Source organism: Paracoccaceae bacterium Fryx2 (assembly GCA_032334235.1).
GTDB lineage: Bacteria > Pseudomonadota > Alphaproteobacteria > Rhodobacterales > Rhodobacteraceae > JAVSGI01.
The window spans coordinates 1-17132 of the sequence record JAVSGI010000003.1 but is presented as its reverse complement, the minus strand read 5'-3'; the positions used below and the strand labels follow the sequence as shown (position 1 = coordinate 17132).

Below are 17132 nucleotides of genomic sequence, written 5' to 3'. Positions count from 1 at the left end.
CCGGTTCAAAGTCTCGCAACCCGAACCTGCTCCGAAGATCGACGAGGGCCGCCCAGTGTCACCACCGGCCGCGCGGCTCCCGCCACGCCGGGGCGCTGCGCGCGGCCTTTTGCACCAGCGGCCGGGCCACGGCCAATTCCCGCCATTGTGACCAGATCACAGACAGCGCGTGGACCTTCATGCCAGATGTCGCGGCGGCTTCTCGGCGGGGTTGAAGGACGTGGCGATCCACCCCTTCGCCGCCGCCACTTCCGACCCGGCACTCGCCGCCGCAGGGCTGGCCGCGGGCACCTTGCCCCCGGCCGCGCCTCACGGGCATGACGACGAGCACGCGGCTTGCGCGTTCCTGATCCGGTCGACCGGGGGCGATGCCAAATCTGCGTGCCCTGCAACATTGAAAGTGACAAACACCCATGCCACAGACCAGGGACCAGAAGTTCTGGAACAGGATCGCCAGGCGTTATGCAGCGCGGCCGATCAAGGATGTCGCTGCCTTCGACGCGATGGTGGCCGATGCCGCCTCGCGCCTGCGCGCCAGCGACCGTGTGCTGGAGATCGGTTGCGGCACCGGCGGAACTGCGATCCGCCTCGCCCCCGGGGTGGCCGCCTTCACCGCGACCGACTTTTCGGCCGAGATGGTCCGCATCGCAGCGGCCAAACCGGGACCGGCCAACCTGCGGTTCGTCGTGACGGACGCCGAACATGCGTTCGATGGCGGCCCGTTCGACGCCGTCTGCGCCTTCAACGTGCTGCACCTGGTGGGCGATCTGCCCGGCACGCTGGCCCTCATCCACGCCCATCTGCAGCCCGGCGGGCTGCTGATCAGCAAGACCTGGTGTTTTGCCGACATGGGGCTGAAGCTGCGCCTTCTGTTTCGCGTGCTGCACGCCTTCGGCCTGTTCCCGGCCGCCGCGGCGCTGAGCGTGGCACAACTCACGCAGGCTTTCCACGACGCGGGCTTCGACATCGTCGACCAGCGCACCTTCGGCGCCCATCGCCAGAACCCCTACTTCGTCGCGCGCAGGCCGACGTATGGCCCGCGGATGCAGGCCGAAGCGGCGCCCTGAGTGCCAGACGCTCGGCACCGGAAACCCGCCCCCTGTCGGCGCCCGAAACTGGCGCCGACCAATCTCGATGCACTTTTCACTGGCAGGGCTTGGCCGGCGGCCACGCCCGGACCCTCGACAAGACGCAACCTGGTCAGACCGGACACTGGAACGGCGCCAACCTCGCGCGCGTTCGGCACACCTACGCTATGGGCGGCAAGCAGCCGTTCAGCGGGTGTCCCCGCCCCGCGCCTCGCTCGCGGAACGGCCATTCGTCGGAGCGGATGGCACAGGCGTCTGACCTCCTCTGGTCAAAGGCGTGATGCGCTATCATGTCAGCGGGCGGAACGGCCATCTGAGGTTCTGGGATCACGTCATGAGAACGCTGCTCGTCGAAGATCATGCAGGCGGCTGCGCTGGTGTCCGACCCCGGCCAGATCTACATCGACCACCCCGGAGCCTATGCCTTTGCCCTGATCGAGGCGGACGGAGCGGTGATCGACGGCCGGAATCTGGGGCTTATCCCGCCGGACATGCTGCGCCCCGGCCCCTTTGCCACCGACTGGCTGGCCTGGCCGAATGGGGTGGGGCTTCTGCCGGTCGTGGCAACGCACAACGTCGCCGACAGCGCGCCGCCGGTCAGCGTGGTTCTCTTCATGGCCGCCGATCCGGCCGAACTGCTGGGCAAAGAGGTCTGGGACGAGTTCCGCGGGCATGTGTGGCTGCCGCTCTTGCCCATCGCGGCCCTGCTTATCGGCGGAACGCTGCTGACCCTGCGGCGTGCGTTGCGACCAGTGGCCAAGGCTGCCGCCTGGGCGCGGTCGATCGAGCCGGGCCGCGTGGTGCCGCCGCTGGATCAGACCGACGCGCCGGCCGAGATCTTTGACATGACCGAGGCCGTGCGTCGCAGCATCGCGCGTCTGGACGCGGAACTGAGCGCCGAACAGCGCCGCGCGGCCGAGGCGGCCCATGCCCTGCGCACGCCGGTCGCGGTGCTTGTCGCGCGCCTGGACGAATTGCCCGCCGGCCCGGCCTTCGACCTCGTCCGCAGGGACGTGCGGGCCCTTTCGCGGATGGTGACGCAATTCCTGTCCTCGGCCGGTGCCGACAGGCTCGAGATCACCGACGACCAGCGCGCCGATCTGAATGCCGTGGCGCGCCGTGTCGTGACCGAGCTTGTGCCCTATGCGGATGCAAACGGGGCCGAGATCGACCTGTTTCCGGCCGAAGGACCGCTGCTCGTGCGCGGGTCTGGCAGCGCCATCGGGTTGGCGCTCACCAATCTGATCGAGAACGCGATCATCCATGCGCCCGGCCGCATCGAGGTAAGGGTCGGCCCGGGGCCCGACATTGCGGTGCGCGACCATGGCCCGGGCCTGCCGGACGGGGCGGGTGATCTGTTCGAACCCTTCCGCCGCGGCAAGGGCGCAGCCCGGGGTGGGGCAGGGCCTGGCCTTGCCATTGTCGCGCGCATCCAGCGGGCCCATGGCGGCACGGTCACGGCTGGTCCGGCACCCGGTCAGGGCGCGATCTTTCAGCTAGGCTTTCCGGCGGCCTGACGCGGCAACCTCGTCAGACTGCGGTCAGACGAGTCGGGCATCAGTCTGGTCATGGCCGGAGAGGTGATTCCTTCCGGTCAGGCAACGATGACCAGAGGAGGCAACAGTCAGATGGAAATCTATGGCACGCCCGGAAACGACATGCTGACCGGCAACGACGCCCGCAACGATATCGAGGGTCGGGCAGGCAACGATACCCTGCTGGGAATGGGCGGCAACGATGATCTGTATGGCGGTGACGGAAACGACATCCTCGACGGCGGCGCGGGGGACGACGAGCTGAACGGCGGGGCTGGGGCCGACGTGTTCCGCTATGGTGCCGGTCAGGATCGGATCGAGGGTCTGCGGGCAGAGGACCGGATCGAAATGGACCCCGCGCTCGGGATCACGAGCTTCTCGGCGCTTATGGCGCTGGCGCGGCCCGCCGAGCGTGGCGACAGCACGCTGTTCGATTTTGGCGGCGGCAACATGCTTCTGCTCGAGGATGTCCGGATGGGCCAGCTGAGCGCCGCCCAGTTCGGCTTCGCCGCGGCCCCGCCCGTTCCCCCTCCACCCGCACCGGGCGGTGCGACCCGGGGCGATGACGTGCTGACCGGTAACGGCGGCATCGACCGGATCGCCGGTCTGGGGGGCAACGATCTGATCCGCGGTCTGGGCGGGAACGACGATCTTTATGGAGGTGTCGGCAACGATACGCTGTTCGGCGGCGCCGGGAATGACGATCTCGAGGGCGGCGACGGCGATGACCGTTTGAGCGGCGACGGCGGGAGCGATGATCTCTACGGTGGCGAAGGCAACGACCGGCTTCTGGATGGTGCCGGGCGTGACGATCTTTACGGCGGGGCCGGCAACGACACGCTGGACGGGGGCGCCGGCAACGACACGCTGACGGGCGGGGCCGGGGCCGATCTGTTCATCTTCACGGCCGGTCGTGACGAAATCGAGGATTTCCGCGCTGAGGACACCATCCAGATCGCAGCCTCGCTGGGTGTGATGTGCGCGGCGATGTTGCGGCGGCCAAGGCGCTGCTGGGGGAGGCCGGCGTCGCGATGCCGGTCGCGGTGTCGATCACGGTCACCAATTCGCCGATCTTCGTGCGGATCGCAGAAATCCTTCAGGCGCAGGTCGCGGAAGCAGGCTTCGAGGTGACCATCAACCAGATCGACGCGACCAGCCTGATCACCGTGCTGCGCGGGCGGGAGTTCGACCTGTGCATGTCGCCCTGGTCGGGACGGTCCGACCCGGACGGCAACATGTTCAACTACTTCACGCAGGACGGGCCGAACAACTTTGCCGGCTGGCAAAGCGCCGAGGCCGACCAGATGCTGAACGAGGCGCGTGCGTCCGGCGATCCAGCCACCCGGGCGGAGCTTTACGGCAAAATCCAGCGCCTGATCGTCGACGAGGCGCCGATGCTGTTCCTGGCCCATCCGGCAACCCTGCAAGCCTCGACCGCAAACCTCGACTGGGTCCAGTATCCTGACGGGGCGCTGCGCCTGCAATTCGCCAGCTTCACCTGACCGCAGCACCGGGGGCGGCGCACGGCATCGCCCCCGGCCTTTCGCACCCGCAGGAGGCATCATGGAGATCAACCGGCCCGAGGTTCAGGCGGAAGTGCTGGCCGTGTTCGAACGCTACGAAGCGGCCCTTCAGGCCTGCGACATTCCGGTGATGGATGAGCTGTTCTGGAACCACGCCTGCACGACCCGCTACGGCGTCGGAGAGAACCTGCGCGGCTGGCAGGCGATTTCCGACTTTCGCCGCAGCGGCCGGCTTGGCCCGTTCCGACGCAGGCTCCTGAACGTGATCATCACCACTTACGGCGACGATTTCGCCACGGCCAATGCCGAATACCAGCGCGACGGCGAGGACCGTCCCGGCCGCGAGACCAAGACCCTGTTGCGCACGCCGGACGGCTGGCGGATCGTTTCCGCCCACGCGAGTCTTCTGGGCGTGACCGTCTGACGTGAACCGCCCCGGCGAACCGGCAGCTGCCTGGCCAGGCAGGCACTCAGGCGAAGCGCGAAACCCCGGAGCAGGTTCGGCCGATCCGCCTTGAACAGGCGTTGCAGCCTTCGGTGCCGCGCCGAACAAGGTCTGCCGCCCGGTGCCGGGAAAAGCGCCACCCTCACGGCGGATCGGGCGCCTTCGCAACGCTCGTGAATGAAGAAAAAACGAAGTCGTGATTGCATCCACGGGCGGTGGACAATCCCGGCAAGAACTTCGCGTTGACTTGCGGGGCCAAAGGGCGGACGGCTCGCGCGGAGCGACCAGCGGGCCCGCCGCGTCTGCGGGGTTGCTCTGTCAGTTCTTCACGCAACATGAAGAAATCCGGCACATCAGACGTTCGTACCAAACGAGCGCGCCGCTTTCAGGGCAAGGGTGACATGACCGAAGATCCGCCTCCCGCCGCCTTGCGCCCCGTGCGGCGTCGTGCCCGACAGGTTCTGAAAGCTGCCCTGGCTCTGACCTTGGTCGCGGCGCTTGTCTGCGGGGGCACCCTGGCGTGGCTGGTCTATGCCGTGCCGCTTGATCTTGCCACCGATCGAACCGAAGCCGCACCGGCGGTCATCGTCGAAGCCGCCGACGGCACCCTGATCGGGCTGCGCGGCGAGTTGAGGGGCACCCCGGCGGGCAGGGCGGACCTTCCCGATCACCTTGTCAAGGCCATCGTGGCCATCGAGGACCGGCGCTTCTTCGATCATGGGGGCATCGACCTTCGCGGGGTGGCGCGCGCGGCCTGGCGGAATGTCCGCGCCAATGGCGTGGTCGAGGGCGGCAGCACGATCACCCAGCAACTTGCCAAGATCGAGTTTCTGACCAGTGAACGCACGATGAAGCGCAAGGCGGATGAGGCGCTGATCGCGCTGCGGCTGGAAGCGCGGCTGTCCAAGGACGAGATCCTGACGCGCTATCTGAACACCGTGTATTTCGGCGGCGGCGCTGTCGGCATCGGGGCGGCGGCGCTCGCCTATTTCGACAAATCGGTCAGCGATCTGACCCTTGCCGAGTCCGCCATGCTGGCCGGCATCATCCGCGCGCCGTCAAAGGCCAATGCGCTGCACAACCTGGAAGACGCGCAGACACGCGCCAGTGTGGTGCTGGGTGCCATGGTCGATTCCGGCGTGCTGACGGAAGCCGAGGCATTGGCCGCGCGAACTTCGCCCGCGACGCCCAACACCAATGCTCCCCGCCGGGACGGCGGAAGCTGGTTTTCCGACTGGATCCTGAGCGAGGCATCGGCGATGGTCGGGCCCGCTCTGGGGTCGGTCCGCGCCAAGACAACGCTCCGCCCGGAATCGCAGGCTTCGGCAGAACGCGTGATTGCCGAGAAGCTGGCCGACACGACGGACGGCAGCCCGATAGAGGTGGCGCTGGTTGCGATGACACTGGACGGTGCGGTGGTGGCGATGGTCGGCGGCCGGGACTATGCGACCAGCCAGTACAACCGGGCGGTTCAGGCGCGGCGCCAGCCCGGATCGACGTTCAAACTGTTCGTCTATCTGGCAGCACTCCGAAACGGCTGGACGCTCGACAGTGTTCTGCTCGACACCCCGATCGAGATCGGCGACTGGCGGCCCGAAAACTACGGTGGGGCCTACGCCGGCCGGGTGCGGATGGATCAGGCGTTTGCGCGGTCGCTCAACGCGGCGACCGTGCGTCTGGCGCAGGACGTTGGCATCGACGACATCATCACGGCAGCACGTGACCTTGGCATCGATGCCGAACTGGAGCGCAATCTCAGCCTGTCGCTTGGCACATCCGGCGTCGGTCTGCTGGACCTCACCGGTGCGTTCGCCTCGGTCGCTGCGGGCCGGATGCCGATTCAGCCCTGGGCAATCTCCAGCCTTGCACCGACGACGGGCAAGGGCGGGCTGCTTGCCGCGCTTCCGCATCAGGCCACGCAGCCTCTCGATCATCATGCAGACCTTGTCAGGCTGCTTGAGGGCGTCGTGCGCAAGGGCACCGGGCGCAAGGCCGCACTTGATGGCTTTGCCGCGGGCAAGACGGGCACCAGCCAGGGCCACCGAGATGCATGGTTTGTCGGTTTTTCGGATCAGCTTGTGGTCGGGGTCTGGGTGGGCAACGACGACGACACGCCCATGCCCGGCGTGACGGGGGGTGACCTTCCGGCGCGGATCTGGCAGGCCTTCATGGCAGAGGAAACCGGACTCGCCCCTCTCGACATCGGGGCGACCAGTCTGCAGGACGCGGTCGCAGCCCCGCCTCTGGTGATCAACCGCGCTCCACTGCGTATCGACCGCGCAAACCCTGGTGCCGGCAAGGGCCGGGGCAAGAAAGGCCGCGGATCCGGCAAGAAGGACAAGGGCAAGAAGCGCTAGGCGCCCCCGCCTGCACGGGGGGCGTTTCCTTTGTCCGAACCCCATGCCGAAACATCGCCCGCTGTCGTCGCAACGATGGCCCCACCCAGCGTATCGCCATGCCGCCCGGCGACATGTGTCCGCCCGTGGTCACAGGCACGGGCGCCGTTGGTCCTGCGCAGCCGCAGCGGGGGGGGGAATCGGGGCCGGGTTTCAGCGCGGGTCTTCCGTGCCTACTCGCAAAGCCGGAATCCGTTGGTTCGCACCAGGATATCGAGGTGCAGATGATCATCGTGAAAGGCGTTCGACCCCGGCCCCAGCACCGTCGCGAAATCGAGACATGCCGAGGCGCGCACCGCAGCCTGAAAGGCTTCGGCCATGTCGCCCTGCGCGGCGCGGGGCTCGATCCTCAAGGGCGGACCCTGTTCGAACCGAAAGCCCATCACGTCGAAGGCGTTGCCGAAGGCGTGTTCCGACAGGTCTCCGTCGGCCTGATCGTTGCGCCGGCGGCAGTCGTAGCCGGTGCCGGTTTCGATCGCGACAAGCGCGCCGCGATCAGCCAGCCGGGCGGCGGCGGGCAGAACGAAGTCCTGCACCCAGGCCGCCATGGCCTGCGCCGTCGGACAGCGCACGACGGCTTCGGGGATCAGGGTGATACCCGGCGCGATGTCGCTGACCTTGACGGGTTGCAGGATGCCGCAGTCGGCATCGTCGTCCGGCACGACCGCCGCGACCTCCTGGAAGACGACTCCCAGATCGCGCAGCGCGGCAAGGCATGATGCCTGGCTTGCATCGTCAAGGCGCAGCACGTCCCGCCGTCCTGCCTCCCTGGCTTCGGTGGGCGGATCAGCCGTGCCGGTGCCATTGTCAGCGGCCTCCTCGGGGGATGCCTGCCGGGGGGCTTCAACGTCCGGCCCGGGTTCAGGTCTTGGTTTCGGCCGTTCGGATGCCAGCGGTGCCGCATCCTGTGCGGCCGCGGGCAGGGCGATGGCCATCGCCAGCGCCATCGCCGCAGCGCGGATCATTCCAGAAATTCCACCGTCACGCCCGGCTTCACCAGATGGGCCAGTTCTTCCACGTCCCAGTTGGTGAAGCGCACGCAGCCGCGGCTTACAGTCTGGAACAGGGCTGCCGGCGTATCGGTGCCGTGCAACCCGTAGGTCGGCCGGGACAGGTCGATCCATACCGATCCCACGGGGCCATTCGGCCCGGCGGGCAGGATCAGGGACTCCGTCACGCCATCCACGACGAAATTGGTTTCCGGCAGATAGCTGTAGGTCGGGTCCATCGCGATGGCGACCACTTCGACAAGGCCTTCGGGCGACGGTGTCTGTGTCGAACCGATCGCGACCGGATAATTGCTGACCATGCGCCCCTCCGCGTCGAACGCCACGGCGCGGCGTTGCGACTTGCGGATTTCGATCCGCGCCACCTCGGCCTCCATCCGGCCACCGGGGGCGGCAACCCAGATCGAGCCGCCCTCCTGGAATGTGGCATCCGGGTTCAGGGCCTTCAGAAAGTCCTCATCCATGTGAAAGCGTTCGGCCAGACGCTCGGTCACGCGCAGATAGCCGAGCTTTTCCAGTTTGGCCTTTTCGGCCACGTGGTCGGGTATCGACTCGGTCAGGTCGGAGACATCTTCGGCGCTGACCGTATAGGGAGCGAGAATTGGCATCGCGTCGATGCCGATCAGCGCAGACCACACCTGAGCATCCAGAATGCCATCGACTGGCAGGCCATGACGCTCTTCAAATCCGCGCAGCGCGCTTTCGCTCATCTCGCCTTTGTAGCCGTCCAGAATTCCCGGAGAAATGCCCGCACGATCAAGCAGGACCTGCAGCTTTACCGTCAGCCCGGACTGCCCGTCCGGCAAGTCTGAACCATCGAAAGTCGCGCTTTCGATCTGATCGGGTGAAAGGGCAAATGCCGGGCTGCTTGCCAGAAGAAGAACGCAGGACAAGATGGAACGCATGAAGACCCTCAAGGTGTACTCCTACTGGCGCCTGGCAACCGACTGGTTCGCGAGGATCGACTGTTTCGTGGAAAACCGCACGTTCTGACCGTGACCTCGGATGTCCGGTGGTCCTGCGCGTGGCATCTGGATGCATGTGATCTTCGCAGGCGTCAAGCAGATGAAATCATTCGTTTGCGCCCCCGCCGGGGTCGGCCTCGTTTTCCAGGGGATTTCCGCGCCCTTCGGCCGTTGAACGGGCCGGGGGCACCCGGAAATCGTCCAGGACGATGCGGCCCGGCGAGGCTGGCCCGCGCCTGCCGCCGATGCCGCCGAACGGTCCGGCCACGCAATCGGCAGAATGTCTTGGCATTCCTGCCCGGAACTCGCTACCGGGCAACAAGGTTGTACTTCGGCAGTCCACCTGGGGCTGACGACAACAAGGACGAGCACATGGGACTTTTCAATTTCTGGAAGAAATCCGGCAAGACGATCTCCGACGACGAGGAACGCGCACCGACGGCGGTTGCACTCCAGAAGGAAGTGTCAGACCTGGGGCTTGATACCAAAGGCGCCGAGATCACCGTCGAAGGTGACAAGGTCACGATCTCCGGCGGCAGCATGAACGCGGAAGAACGCGAAAAGGTCATTCTGGCCGTGGGCAACGTGGTGGGCGTGGCCGAAGTCGAGGACGATCTGACGCAAGAGGCCATGTTCCACACGGTCGAGAAGGGCGACACCCTGTCAGGTATCGCCAAGAAGACACTGGGCAATGCAAACCGCTACGGCGAGATCTTCGAGGCCAACAAGCCGATGCTGAGCCACCCCGACAAGATCTACCCCGGGCAGGTGTTGCGCATCCCGGGCGGAAAGACGGCCTAGTGTCGCGCTGAACCGGACCGTTCTCGTGAGGGGGTGAGGCCGGTTTGCGGCCCCACCCTTTGCGATCGGCGAAGCGGGGCGGTGTCATCGACGGAAATCTGCGGGGTTTGTCAGAAACTTGGCCCCGGCGGTCGCTACGCCGGGCCCGGGCCGGAAATCGACCACGCCCGCCGCACGAGGCGGGCGGGGCGATCAGCCGCCGGTGCTGGTGCGGCCGGTGGCGGCGCCGCCGAAGCCGCCGCGCGAGGCGACGGTCGCCTTGGTCATCGGGGCCTTGCCGATCGTGGAGGGGGCCTTGGCGAAATGCGACGGGGCCAGCTTTCCCTGACCCGAGTTGGTCTGGTAGGTGCTGGAGCCGGTGGCATTGGTGAACTTGCCGTCCGGCGTCTTGTAAAGCGGCTGCACCGCCGCAGGGGCGGCTCCGCGCGCCAGCATGTTGCCGATCAGGTAGCCCGCCAGCAGCGGCATGAAGATGCTGCCCCCGCCCGATGCGCCGGTGACCTGCGCTTCGTCGCCGCATTCGCCAACCCCGTGCTGTTCTTCGCAGACCTCAAGGCTGTCGTAGCGCGGGGCACTTTCGGCCTGCAACTGCTGCGCGGCGGCAAAGGCCGTGTCGCAGTCCGACGACGAAAAGGCTCCGGTGGCATTGGCAGCGTTCTTGCAGCTTTGGGCATCGGGAAATGCCTGGGCGTCGATCTCCTCCTCGCGGCAGCCCGCGAGGGCGAAGGCGGCGGCCCCAAGGATGAACAGGGCAACGGTGCGGGAGCGTTTGGTCATGTTGCGGCCTTCCGGTCAGTCTCGGATGAAATGGGGTTTGAAGCGCGACAGGTCCTGCGTGATGCGCGAGCGGTCGTCGCGGATGCCGATGCCCGCGCAGGTCTGCCCGACGATCCAGGCGCCGATCACCGGGCGGAAACCGTCGAACACCGGCAGGGGGTGATAGGCCTGCACGATCTTCGGGTGGTCGGCATAGGCGTTGCTGGGCGAGGTTTCGGTGATGCGGCCGTTCTCGTGGATGGTGATCGAGGCCCCCTCGCGCGAGAACAGCGGCTTGACCACATGCCCCTGCCGCAGCAGCGGCGCCGCCCGGTCGAAGGCGGCTGCAACGCCCCCCGCCGCCGGGCCATGCCCCGCAAGGGCGTCGCGCACGTCGCTTTCAAAAAAGGCAGGCAGCAGGTTGGGGTGGCCTTCGAACATCTGCCACAGCACGGGCAGCAGCCCCTTGTTCGACAGCACCGCCTTCCAGGCCGGTTCAAGGAACAGGCAGCCCGCGGTTTTCAGGTGGCGCGCGAAATCGTCGCGCAGCAGGTCTTCCCACGGGTAAAGCTTGACGAGGATGCCGATCACCCGGTCTTCGGCGTCGGTGAACTGGCCGTCCTCGCTGATGCCGATCTTGTCCAGGTCGGTGTAATGCGCGCCAAGCCCGGCCGCGCGCGCGGCCCAGGCCATCGCCTCGACAGTGGCATAGTCTTCGGGGTTCCCGGCCACGGCGGCAAAATGCAGGTCGGTGTCGGGCGCGAACAGCGCGCGGAACCGTTCCACCAGGGCCTCGTGGATGCCATTGAACTGATCGTCATCGGGGGCCAGCGCGCCCAGACCGATCTGATCCTCCAGCCACTGCCACTGGAACGACGCGCTTTCGTAAAGCGAGGTCGGGGTGTCGGCGTTGTATTCCAGCAGCTTGGCCGGGCCGCCGCCGTCATAGGCCAGATCGAACCGCCCGTAGATCTCGGGGTCGCCGCGCTGCCAGCTTGCCGCGACCAGATCGTGATGCCCGGGCGGAATCGCAAGGCGGGTCATCAGGTCTTCGCTGGCGACGATGGTCGCCACCGCCTCGCGGCACATCGCGTGCAGCTCGGTCGCGGGGTCTTCGATGTCGTCCTCGATCTGGTGCAACGTGAACTGATAGGCCGAGGTTTCGTCCCAATAGGGCTCGCCGTGCATGTCCGCGAATGTGAAACCCACGTCTGCCGCCTGCTTGCGCCAGTCGGGGCGTTCGGGAAGGTGAACTTTCTGCATCTTCGTCCTGTCTGCCTGCCAATGTGGAGGTAATCCTTCGCACCGCATTCGGCCAGTGCTTTCATCGCGACGATCTCGTTATAAAAGCTGCCGTCCATGCCGAAACAGGGCAGCCAGTGCGGCGCCGGGGCATTGCCAAGGCCGGTCATGCCGCCGGTGAAGACACCCTTGCGGCGGGAAAGCTGGCAGGTGCCCATTGCGACCATATCCATCACGTAGCCAAGGGCGCAGCCGACCGGCGCCGAATGGGCGGCGAACCCGCTTCGGGGTCGTGGACATCAGCTCGCGCCAGTTGCCATGCCTCGCCTGCCACTGGCTGCGCCTTCGCCGACCTCGGCCCTGGCACTCTCGGCCGCCGACGTGGCGCTCATGTCGGGTCGGAGTATGCCCAGCCCCGTGCCCTGCAGGTCGGCCAGCAGGGCACAGCGTCCGCTTTGCGGGATGTCGGCAGGTGCTCGGTGCAGGCGGAACGCCACCGGCACGCCGCGCGGGTCACGCGGCCTTGGGGTCGAAGATCGGCTCGAACCCCGCCCACATCACCCGCTTTCCGTCGAACGGCATGGCCGACATGTCCATGTCGCCGAAGTCGGCCTGCATCGCCAGGGCGGCCGCGTCGCAGGTGGTCCGGTCCGGCCAGGCGATCCAGCTGAAAACCGGGGTTTCGCCGTCCAGCGCCCCGGTGGCGCGGTAGAAGTCGGTCTGCTTGCCCCGCGGCACGTCCACGCCCCAGCCCTCGATCATCCCGAGCGCGCCGCGCTTGTGGAACATCTGCCATCCCTCGGCGGCCATGGTGGCATAGGCACCCTTGTTTCCTTCGGGCACAGCCAGCGCGAACCCCTGAAAATACCCCGCGCCGTCGTCGGTGCCCTGCGCGAAGACCGGCGAGAACCCGCCATGGATCATCCGTGCCCCGTCGAAGGGCAGCGCCGGCGCCGCTTGCATCGCCGGGTCGCGCTGCAGCTTTTCCCAGGCGGCGTCGGCGGTCGCCTTGTCAGGCCAGGCGATCCACGAAAAGACGATGGTTTCCGCATCCTTCGCATCCACGGCGCGATAGAAATCGGTCACCTTGCCCCGCGGCACGTCCACGCCCGAGGTCTCGACCATGCGCGACGCACCGCAGGACCGCAACAGCGGCCAGACGGCCGACAGGTGGTCGATGTATTCCTGCCTGTTTGCGGTCGGAACCGCCGCGATCGAACCGGTGTAATAGGACATCTCGCATTTTCCTCCCCTGCGGGCCCCTGAGGAGCGAATCCCGCCCCCGGTCCGATCTTGCCGATTGCAGTAGCAAATTACAACTGATAGTAGGAAAACATGAAAGACAAAGGCAGATCCCCGCGCATTCGCTATGACGAAGGTTGCCTGGCGGCACATGCGCTGAACCTGATCGGTGACCGCTGGGCGCTGCTGGTGGTGCGCGAACTGATGTTCACACCAAAGCGGTTCCAGATGATCCGCGCCGGTCTGCCCGGCATCACGGCCAGCGTGCTGAACGGGCGGCTGACGCAGTTGCAGCTTGCGGCGGTCGTCGGGCATGACGAAAGGCTTGGCATCTATGCGCTGACCGATGCCGGGCGGGGGCTGCTGCCGGTGCTGGAATCCCTGTGCCGCTGGGCCTTGACGGTGCCGGGGCACGACCCCGTCCGGCACATCAGCCCTTCGGCGCTGATGATCTCGATGGGCGTGACCCTGGTGCGCGGCCGTGCCCTGGGGGGCGACCGGGTGGCAGGCTTCGATTTCGGCAGCGAGGCCTTCGAGATGCAGGTGCGGGGGCGGCGGGTGGAAACCGCGGCCGTCCTGCGCCCGCAGGCGCCCTTTGTCCTGTCGGGCAGCGGCAACGCGCTGGCGAGGGCGGTTTACGGCCCCGCGCCCCTGTCGTTTCTGGCCGCACAGGGGGTCGTCCGGGCCGAGGGCGACCTGGCCGCCGCGCAGGCGTTTCTCGACCTGTTCGCTCTGGCGGCGCAGCCGGACCCCTTGGCCTGACCCAGGGCGGGACGGTCACGGCGAACCGGGGCCGACGCCCGCAGTCGCGAACCTTCACGCTTGCGCCACCATTCGCGCGCGGCAAGCCTGGCAAGACCATTCCGCCGGTGGCACGATACCTTTTGGCCCGCGTTGGCCGCGTCACTGTTCGGGACCGGCGGATTCTGCTATGCCGACCGGGACGCGCGGCCGGGGCGCGGAAGCGGCGGCTGCCGACCTTGCACGGCATAGGGCTTGCCTGATCGGGGGATGAGACATGAGCCGCAGACCGACCATCATCGACGTGACGCGCAAGGCCGGGGTTTCGCTGACCGCCCTCGGCCTGCTGTCGCGGACCAGCCCGCCGGCCCGGATGGAAATCCGCCCGATCCCCCGACAGGCGAAGGCCGGTCGGGGCAAGGCCGGACACGCCGAAACGCTGCGGGCGCGCGAGACCGGGCCGGTGGGGGCGGGACTGGTTCGCCGCGCCGTGCCGCGGTTCACCGGTCCTGCGAAGGTGGGTCGCGTCTCCGGCCTCCGGGGCAGCCCATGCTGACACCCCGGACCCCCGCACCCTTCCTGCGCGCACTGTTCGACCGGGCAGTTGCGGTGGCCGACCCGATGCAGATGCTGGCGCAGCATCTGCCGCCCCGGCCCGACCGGCGGGTGGTGGTCGTGGGTGCCGGCAAGGCATCGGCCCGGATGGCCGAGGCGGTCGAGGCCGCCTGGGGCCCCTGCGAGGGGCTGGTGATCACCCGCTACGGCTACGGCCGCCCCTGCCGCGGGATCAGGATCGTCGAGGCGGCGCACCCGGTGCCCGATGCCGCGGGGCTCGCCGCCACGGCGCAGATGCTGGCGCTGCTGGCGGGGCTGGATCAGGATGATTTCGTGCTGGCGCTGATTTCGGGCGGGGCATCGGCGCTGCTGGTGGCACCGGCTCCGGGCGTCAGCCTGGCCGAAAAGCAGGCGCTGAATGCCGGGTTGCTGGCCTCTGGCGCGCCGATCGACAGGATGAACACGGTGCGCAAGCACCTGTCGCGCGTCAAGGGCGGCCAGCTTGCGGCGGCGGCCTGGCCCGCGCGGCTCGTGACGCTGCTGATTTCCGACGTGCCGGGCGACGACCCGGCCTTCATCGGCTCGGGCCCCACGGTGGGCGAAGGCTCGACCCCGGCCGAGGCTGCGGCGATCCTGGACCAGTGGCAGGTGCCGGTGCCCGATGCGGTGCGCGCCGCGCTGGCGGCGGGATCGTCGGTCATCCCGCCCGACGACCTGCGGCTGAGCCGGACGGAAAACCGCATCATCGCCGCCCCCGCGCAATCGCTGGCCGCCGCGGCGGACCTCGCGCGCGACGCGGGTTGCGAGGTCCGCCTGCTGGGCGACGCGCTGGAAGGCGAGGCGCGCGCGGTCGCCGCCCGTCACGGCGCGGAAGCCCTGCGCCTTCAGGCCGGAATGCGCCCCGGCGACGCCCCGCTGCTGCTGCTCTCGGGCGGCGAGCTGACCGTGACGCGGCGGGGCAGCGGCATCGGCGGGCCGAACGCCGAATACTGCCTGGCGCTGGCGCTGGCCTTGCAGGGCGCCCCCGGCATCCACGCGCTGGCCTGCGACACCGACGGCGTCGATGGTGCCGCCGAAGTTGCGGGCGCGTGCATCGGCCCGGAAACGCTGGCCGCCGCCCGTGCCGTTGGCCGCGACCCCGATGCGGCCCTGGCCGCGAATGACGCACACGGATTTTTCGCCGCCATCGGCGGACAGGTGATCACCGGGCCGACGCTGACCAACGTCAACGATTTCCGCGCCATCCTGATCCTGCCCGCCTGACCGGCGCTCAAGCCCAGCGCGGCGGGGTCCTGCCCAGAAAGGCTGCGATGCCATGCGCGGCCTCTTCGCCATCCCAGGTGTCGGCCAGTCGGCGGATGGTGTCGTCGATCACGCCCGCGTCGATCCGCGGCCCCAGCGCGCGGGCCAGCGCCTTGGCGGCCCCCACAGCCTGCGGCGCAACCGACAGATAGGGCAGCACCTCGGCCTCGACGGCGGCATCCAGCGCGTCGTCCGCCACCACGCGCGCCACAATGCCCAGCGCGCGTGCCTCGTCGGCCCCGAATATCCGCGCCGACATGAACACCCGCCGCGCGTGGCCTTCGCCCATCCGCGCCAGCACATAGGGGCCGATGGTGGCCGGTATCAGCCCCAGCCGGGTTTCGGTCAGCCCGAACTGCGTGCCCGCCCCGGCCACAGCCACGTCGCAGACGCAGGCAAGGCCCACACCGCCGCCGAACGCCCCGCCATGCAGCCGCCCGATCAGCGGCCGGGGCATCTCGTTCAGCGCGTGCAGCATCATGGCAAGGGTGCGCGCCGCCGCCATCCGCCCCGCGCGGTCGGCGGCAATCTGCGCCTGCATCCAGCCCAGATCGCCACCCGCGCAGAACACCTTGCCCGCGCCCGACAGCACCACCGCCCGCGTGTCGGGCGAGGCGCCCAGCGTGCGCGCCATGTCGGTCAGGTCGGCAATCATCTGCGCCGACAGCGCGTTGCGCCGGTCGGGCAGGTTCAGCGCGACATAGGCCACGCCCCGGTCATCCTGCCGGACCGACAGGGTTTCATACCCGCTCATGCTGTCCTCAACGTCTTTGCAAAGGCGGCGGCCCTTGCCAGTTTCGCGCGGTTGATCCCGGTGGCATGGCCGCGCGCCTCCAGCATCGCCACCACCGCCTCGGTCGCCACATTGCCCGCCGCCCCCGGCGCATAGGGGCAGCCGCCCAGCCCGCCCACGGCGGCATCGAACACCCGCAAGCCCCGGTCCAGCGACACCGCGATGTTGTCCAGCGCCCGGCCTTGCGTGTCGTGGTAATGCCCGGCCAACTGCCCGGCGGGCAGGGCTTCCAGCACCGCATCCAGCATCCGGACGATGCTGTCGGGCGTGCCGTGGCCGATGGTGTCGCCCAAAGCCACCTCGAAACAGCCCATGTCGCGCAGCGCCACCGCCACCCGCACGACTGCGGCAGGCGGCACCGGCCCGTCGAACGGGCAATCGGTGACGCAGGAAACATAGCCGCGCACCGGCATCCCCGCCACCCGCGCCGCCGCCAGCACCGGGGCAAACCTCTCCAGACTTTCCGCGATGGAGCAGTTGATGTTGGCCTGCGAGAACCCCTCGGACGCCGATGCGAACACCGCCACCTCGTCCACCCCCGCCGCCAGCGCCGCCTCGAACCCCTTCAGGTTCGGGGTCAGCGCGGCATACGACACGCCGGGCCGCCGCACGATCCCGGCCAGCACCTCGGCGGCATCGGCCATCTGGGGCACCCATTTCGGGCTGACGAAGCTCGTCACCTCGATCCGGCGCAGGCCGCAATCCGACAGCAGGTCCACCAGCGCGATCTTGTCGGCGGTG

17 protein-coding genes are annotated in these 17132 nt (G+C 68.2%); 10 read left to right on the top strand and 7 right to left on the bottom strand.

Translation table 11 applies throughout. The features are described 5' to 3' along the window. Nucleotides 1–413 precede the first annotated feature (413 nt). The 6 genes from RNZ50_00970 (at nt 414) to RNZ50_00945 (ending at nt 6948) form a co-directional block, all read left to right on the top strand. The gene (locus tag RNZ50_00970; protein ID MDT8853625.1) at nt 414–1067 is read left to right on the top strand and encodes a class I SAM-dependent methyltransferase; all 654 of its coding nucleotides are present in this window, start codon (nt 414–416) and stop codon (nt 1065–1067) included. Nucleotides 1068–1447: 380 nt separating this feature from the next. Further along, on the top strand, nt 1448–2605 hold the full coding sequence (locus tag RNZ50_00965) for a HAMP domain-containing sensor histidine kinase (GenBank protein ID MDT8853624.1): 1158 nt from the start codon (nt 1448–1450) through the stop codon (nt 2603–2605). An 87-nt stretch (nt 2606–2692) separates the two neighbouring features. Further along, nucleotides 2693–3754, top strand: coding sequence for a calcium-binding protein (locus RNZ50_00960; GenBank protein MDT8853623.1), 1062 nt, complete (start codon nt 2693–2695; stop codon nt 3752–3754). Next, the gene (locus tag RNZ50_00955; GenBank protein ID MDT8853622.1) at nt 3655–4125 is read left to right on the top strand and encodes an ABC transporter substrate-binding protein; all 471 of its coding nucleotides are present in this window, start codon (nt 3655–3657) and stop codon (nt 4123–4125) included. Before RNZ50_00960 ends, RNZ50_00955 begins: the two co-directional genes overlap by 100 nt. Before the next feature lie 61 nt (nt 4126–4186). Next, a complete protein-coding gene (gene hpxZ, locus RNZ50_00950; GenBank protein ID MDT8853621.1) occupies nt 4187–4570 on the top strand; it encodes an oxalurate catabolism protein HpxZ in 384 nt (127 codons plus the stop codon). A 422-nt stretch (nt 4571–4992) separates the two neighbouring features. Further along, complete coding sequence (locus RNZ50_00945) at nt 4993–6948, top strand: PBP1A family penicillin-binding protein (protein MDT8853620.1); 1956 nt, start codon at nt 4993–4995, stop codon at nt 6946–6948. A 212-nt stretch (nt 6949–7160) separates the two neighbouring features. On the opposite strand, the gene RNZ50_00940 is transcribed toward RNZ50_00945, so the two are convergent. After that, nucleotides 7161–7952: an extensin family protein gene (locus tag RNZ50_00940; protein ID MDT8853619.1), complete on the bottom strand. Its 792-nt coding sequence runs from the start codon at nt 7950–7952 to the stop codon at nt 7161–7163. Next, nucleotides 7949–8800, bottom strand: coding sequence for a L,D-transpeptidase (locus RNZ50_00935; GenBank protein ID MDT8853618.1), 852 nt, complete (start codon nt 8798–8800; stop codon nt 7949–7951). The genes RNZ50_00940 and RNZ50_00935 overlap by 4 nt, the downstream gene beginning before the upstream one ends. A 531-nt stretch (nt 8801–9331) precedes the next feature. Here RNZ50_00935 and lysM point away from each other — a divergent pair. After that, entirely contained in the window at nt 9332–9760 is a 429-nt protein-coding gene (lysM, locus tag RNZ50_00930) for a peptidoglycan-binding protein LysM (protein MDT8853617.1), read from the top strand. Nucleotides 9761–9952: 192 nt separating this feature from the next. Here the strand turns inward: lysM and RNZ50_00925 are convergent, their stop codons facing one another. From RNZ50_00925 to RNZ50_00915, 3 genes are all read right to left on the bottom strand, one after another. Continuing rightward, nucleotides 9953–10537, bottom strand: coding sequence for a DUF1190 domain-containing protein (locus tag RNZ50_00925; protein ID MDT8853616.1), 585 nt, complete (start codon nt 10535–10537; stop codon nt 9953–9955). 15 nt (nt 10538–10552) lie between these two features. Further along, nucleotides 10553–11779, bottom strand: a complete 1227-nt coding sequence (locus RNZ50_00920; GenBank protein ID MDT8853615.1) for a glutathionylspermidine synthase family protein — start codon at nt 11777–11779, stop codon at nt 10553–10555. A gap of 492 nt (nt 11780–12271) precedes the next feature. Further along, nucleotides 12272–12994 carry a DUF1428 domain-containing protein gene (locus RNZ50_00915; GenBank protein ID MDT8853614.1) on the bottom strand — a complete coding sequence of 241 codons (723 nt, stop codon included), beginning with the start codon at nt 12992–12994 and terminating at the stop codon, nt 12272–12274. A gap of 99 nt (nt 12995–13093) precedes the next feature. On the opposite strand from RNZ50_00915, the gene RNZ50_00910 reads away from it, so the two are divergent. From RNZ50_00910 to RNZ50_00900, 3 genes are all read left to right on the top strand, one after another. Beyond that, on the top strand, nt 13094–13762 hold the full coding sequence (locus tag RNZ50_00910) for a helix-turn-helix domain-containing protein (GenBank protein MDT8853613.1): 669 nt from the start codon (nt 13094–13096) through the stop codon (nt 13760–13762). 256 nt (nt 13763–14018) lie between these two features. Next, nucleotides 14019–14297, top strand: a complete 279-nt coding sequence (locus tag RNZ50_00905; protein MDT8853612.1) for a hypothetical protein — start codon at nt 14019–14021, stop codon at nt 14295–14297. Next, complete coding sequence (locus RNZ50_00900) at nt 14291–15559, top strand: glycerate kinase (GenBank protein ID MDT8853611.1); 1269 nt, start codon at nt 14291–14293, stop codon at nt 15557–15559. Before RNZ50_00905 ends, RNZ50_00900 begins: the two co-directional genes overlap by 7 nt. 7 nt (nt 15560–15566) lie before the next feature. On the opposite strand, the gene RNZ50_00895 is transcribed toward RNZ50_00900, so the two are convergent. Together RNZ50_00895 and RNZ50_00890 are read right to left on the bottom strand one after the other, a co-directional pair. Beyond that, nucleotides 15567–16352 (bottom strand): crotonase/enoyl-CoA hydratase family protein, encoded by a 786-nt coding sequence (locus tag RNZ50_00895; GenBank protein MDT8853610.1) that lies wholly within the window; start codon nt 16350–16352, stop codon nt 15567–15569. Beyond that, nucleotides 16349–17132, bottom strand: a 784-nt coding sequence (locus RNZ50_00890) for a hydroxymethylglutaryl-CoA lyase (GenBank protein MDT8853609.1), incomplete at its 5' end; no start/stop codon positions are given. The genes RNZ50_00895 and RNZ50_00890, both read right to left, overlap by 4 nt.

Bases quoted from the DNA above. Each gene is read 5' to 3' on its own strand.
- RNZ50_00965 (MDT8853624.1), top strand. From the start codon at position 1,448: ATGCAGGCGGCTGCGCTGGTGTCCGACCCCGGCCAGATCTACATCGAC.
- RNZ50_00900 (MDT8853611.1), top strand. From the start codon at position 14,291: ATGCTGACACCCCGGACCCCCGCACCCTTCCTGCGCGCACTGTTCGAC.
- RNZ50_00940 (MDT8853619.1), bottom strand. From the start codon at position 7,952: ATGATCCGCGCTGCGGCGATGGCGCTGGCGATGGCCATCGCCCTGCCC.
- RNZ50_00955 (MDT8853622.1), top strand. From the start codon at position 3,655: ATGCCGGTCGCGGTGTCGATCACGGTCACCAATTCGCCGATCTTCGTG.
- RNZ50_00915 (MDT8853614.1), bottom strand. From the start codon at position 12,994: ATGTCCTATTACACCGGTTCGATCGCGGCGGTTCCGACCGCAAACAGG.
- RNZ50_00920 (MDT8853615.1), bottom strand. From the start codon at position 11,779: ATGCAGAAAGTTCACCTTCCCGAACGCCCCGACTGGCGCAAGCAGGCG.
- RNZ50_00905 (MDT8853612.1), top strand. From the start codon at position 14,019: ATGAGCCGCAGACCGACCATCATCGACGTGACGCGCAAGGCCGGGGTT.
- RNZ50_00925 (MDT8853616.1), bottom strand. From the start codon at position 10,537: ATGACCAAACGCTCCCGCACCGTTGCCCTGTTCATCCTTGGGGCCGCC.
- RNZ50_00945 (MDT8853620.1), top strand. From the start codon at position 4,993: ATGACCGAAGATCCGCCTCCCGCCGCCTTGCGCCCCGTGCGGCGTCGT.
- lysM (MDT8853617.1), top strand. From the start codon at position 9,332: ATGGGACTTTTCAATTTCTGGAAGAAATCCGGCAAGACGATCTCCGAC.
- RNZ50_00895 (MDT8853610.1), bottom strand. From the start codon at position 16,352: ATGAGCGGGTATGAAACCCTGTCGGTCCGGCAGGATGACCGGGGCGTG.
- hpxZ (MDT8853621.1), top strand. From the start codon at position 4,187: ATGGAGATCAACCGGCCCGAGGTTCAGGCGGAAGTGCTGGCCGTGTTC.
- RNZ50_00970 (MDT8853625.1), top strand. From the start codon at position 414: ATGCCACAGACCAGGGACCAGAAGTTCTGGAACAGGATCGCCAGGCGT.
- RNZ50_00960 (MDT8853623.1), top strand. From the start codon at position 2,693: ATGACCAGAGGAGGCAACAGTCAGATGGAAATCTATGGCACGCCCGGA.
- RNZ50_00910 (MDT8853613.1), top strand. From the start codon at position 13,094: ATGAAAGACAAAGGCAGATCCCCGCGCATTCGCTATGACGAAGGTTGC.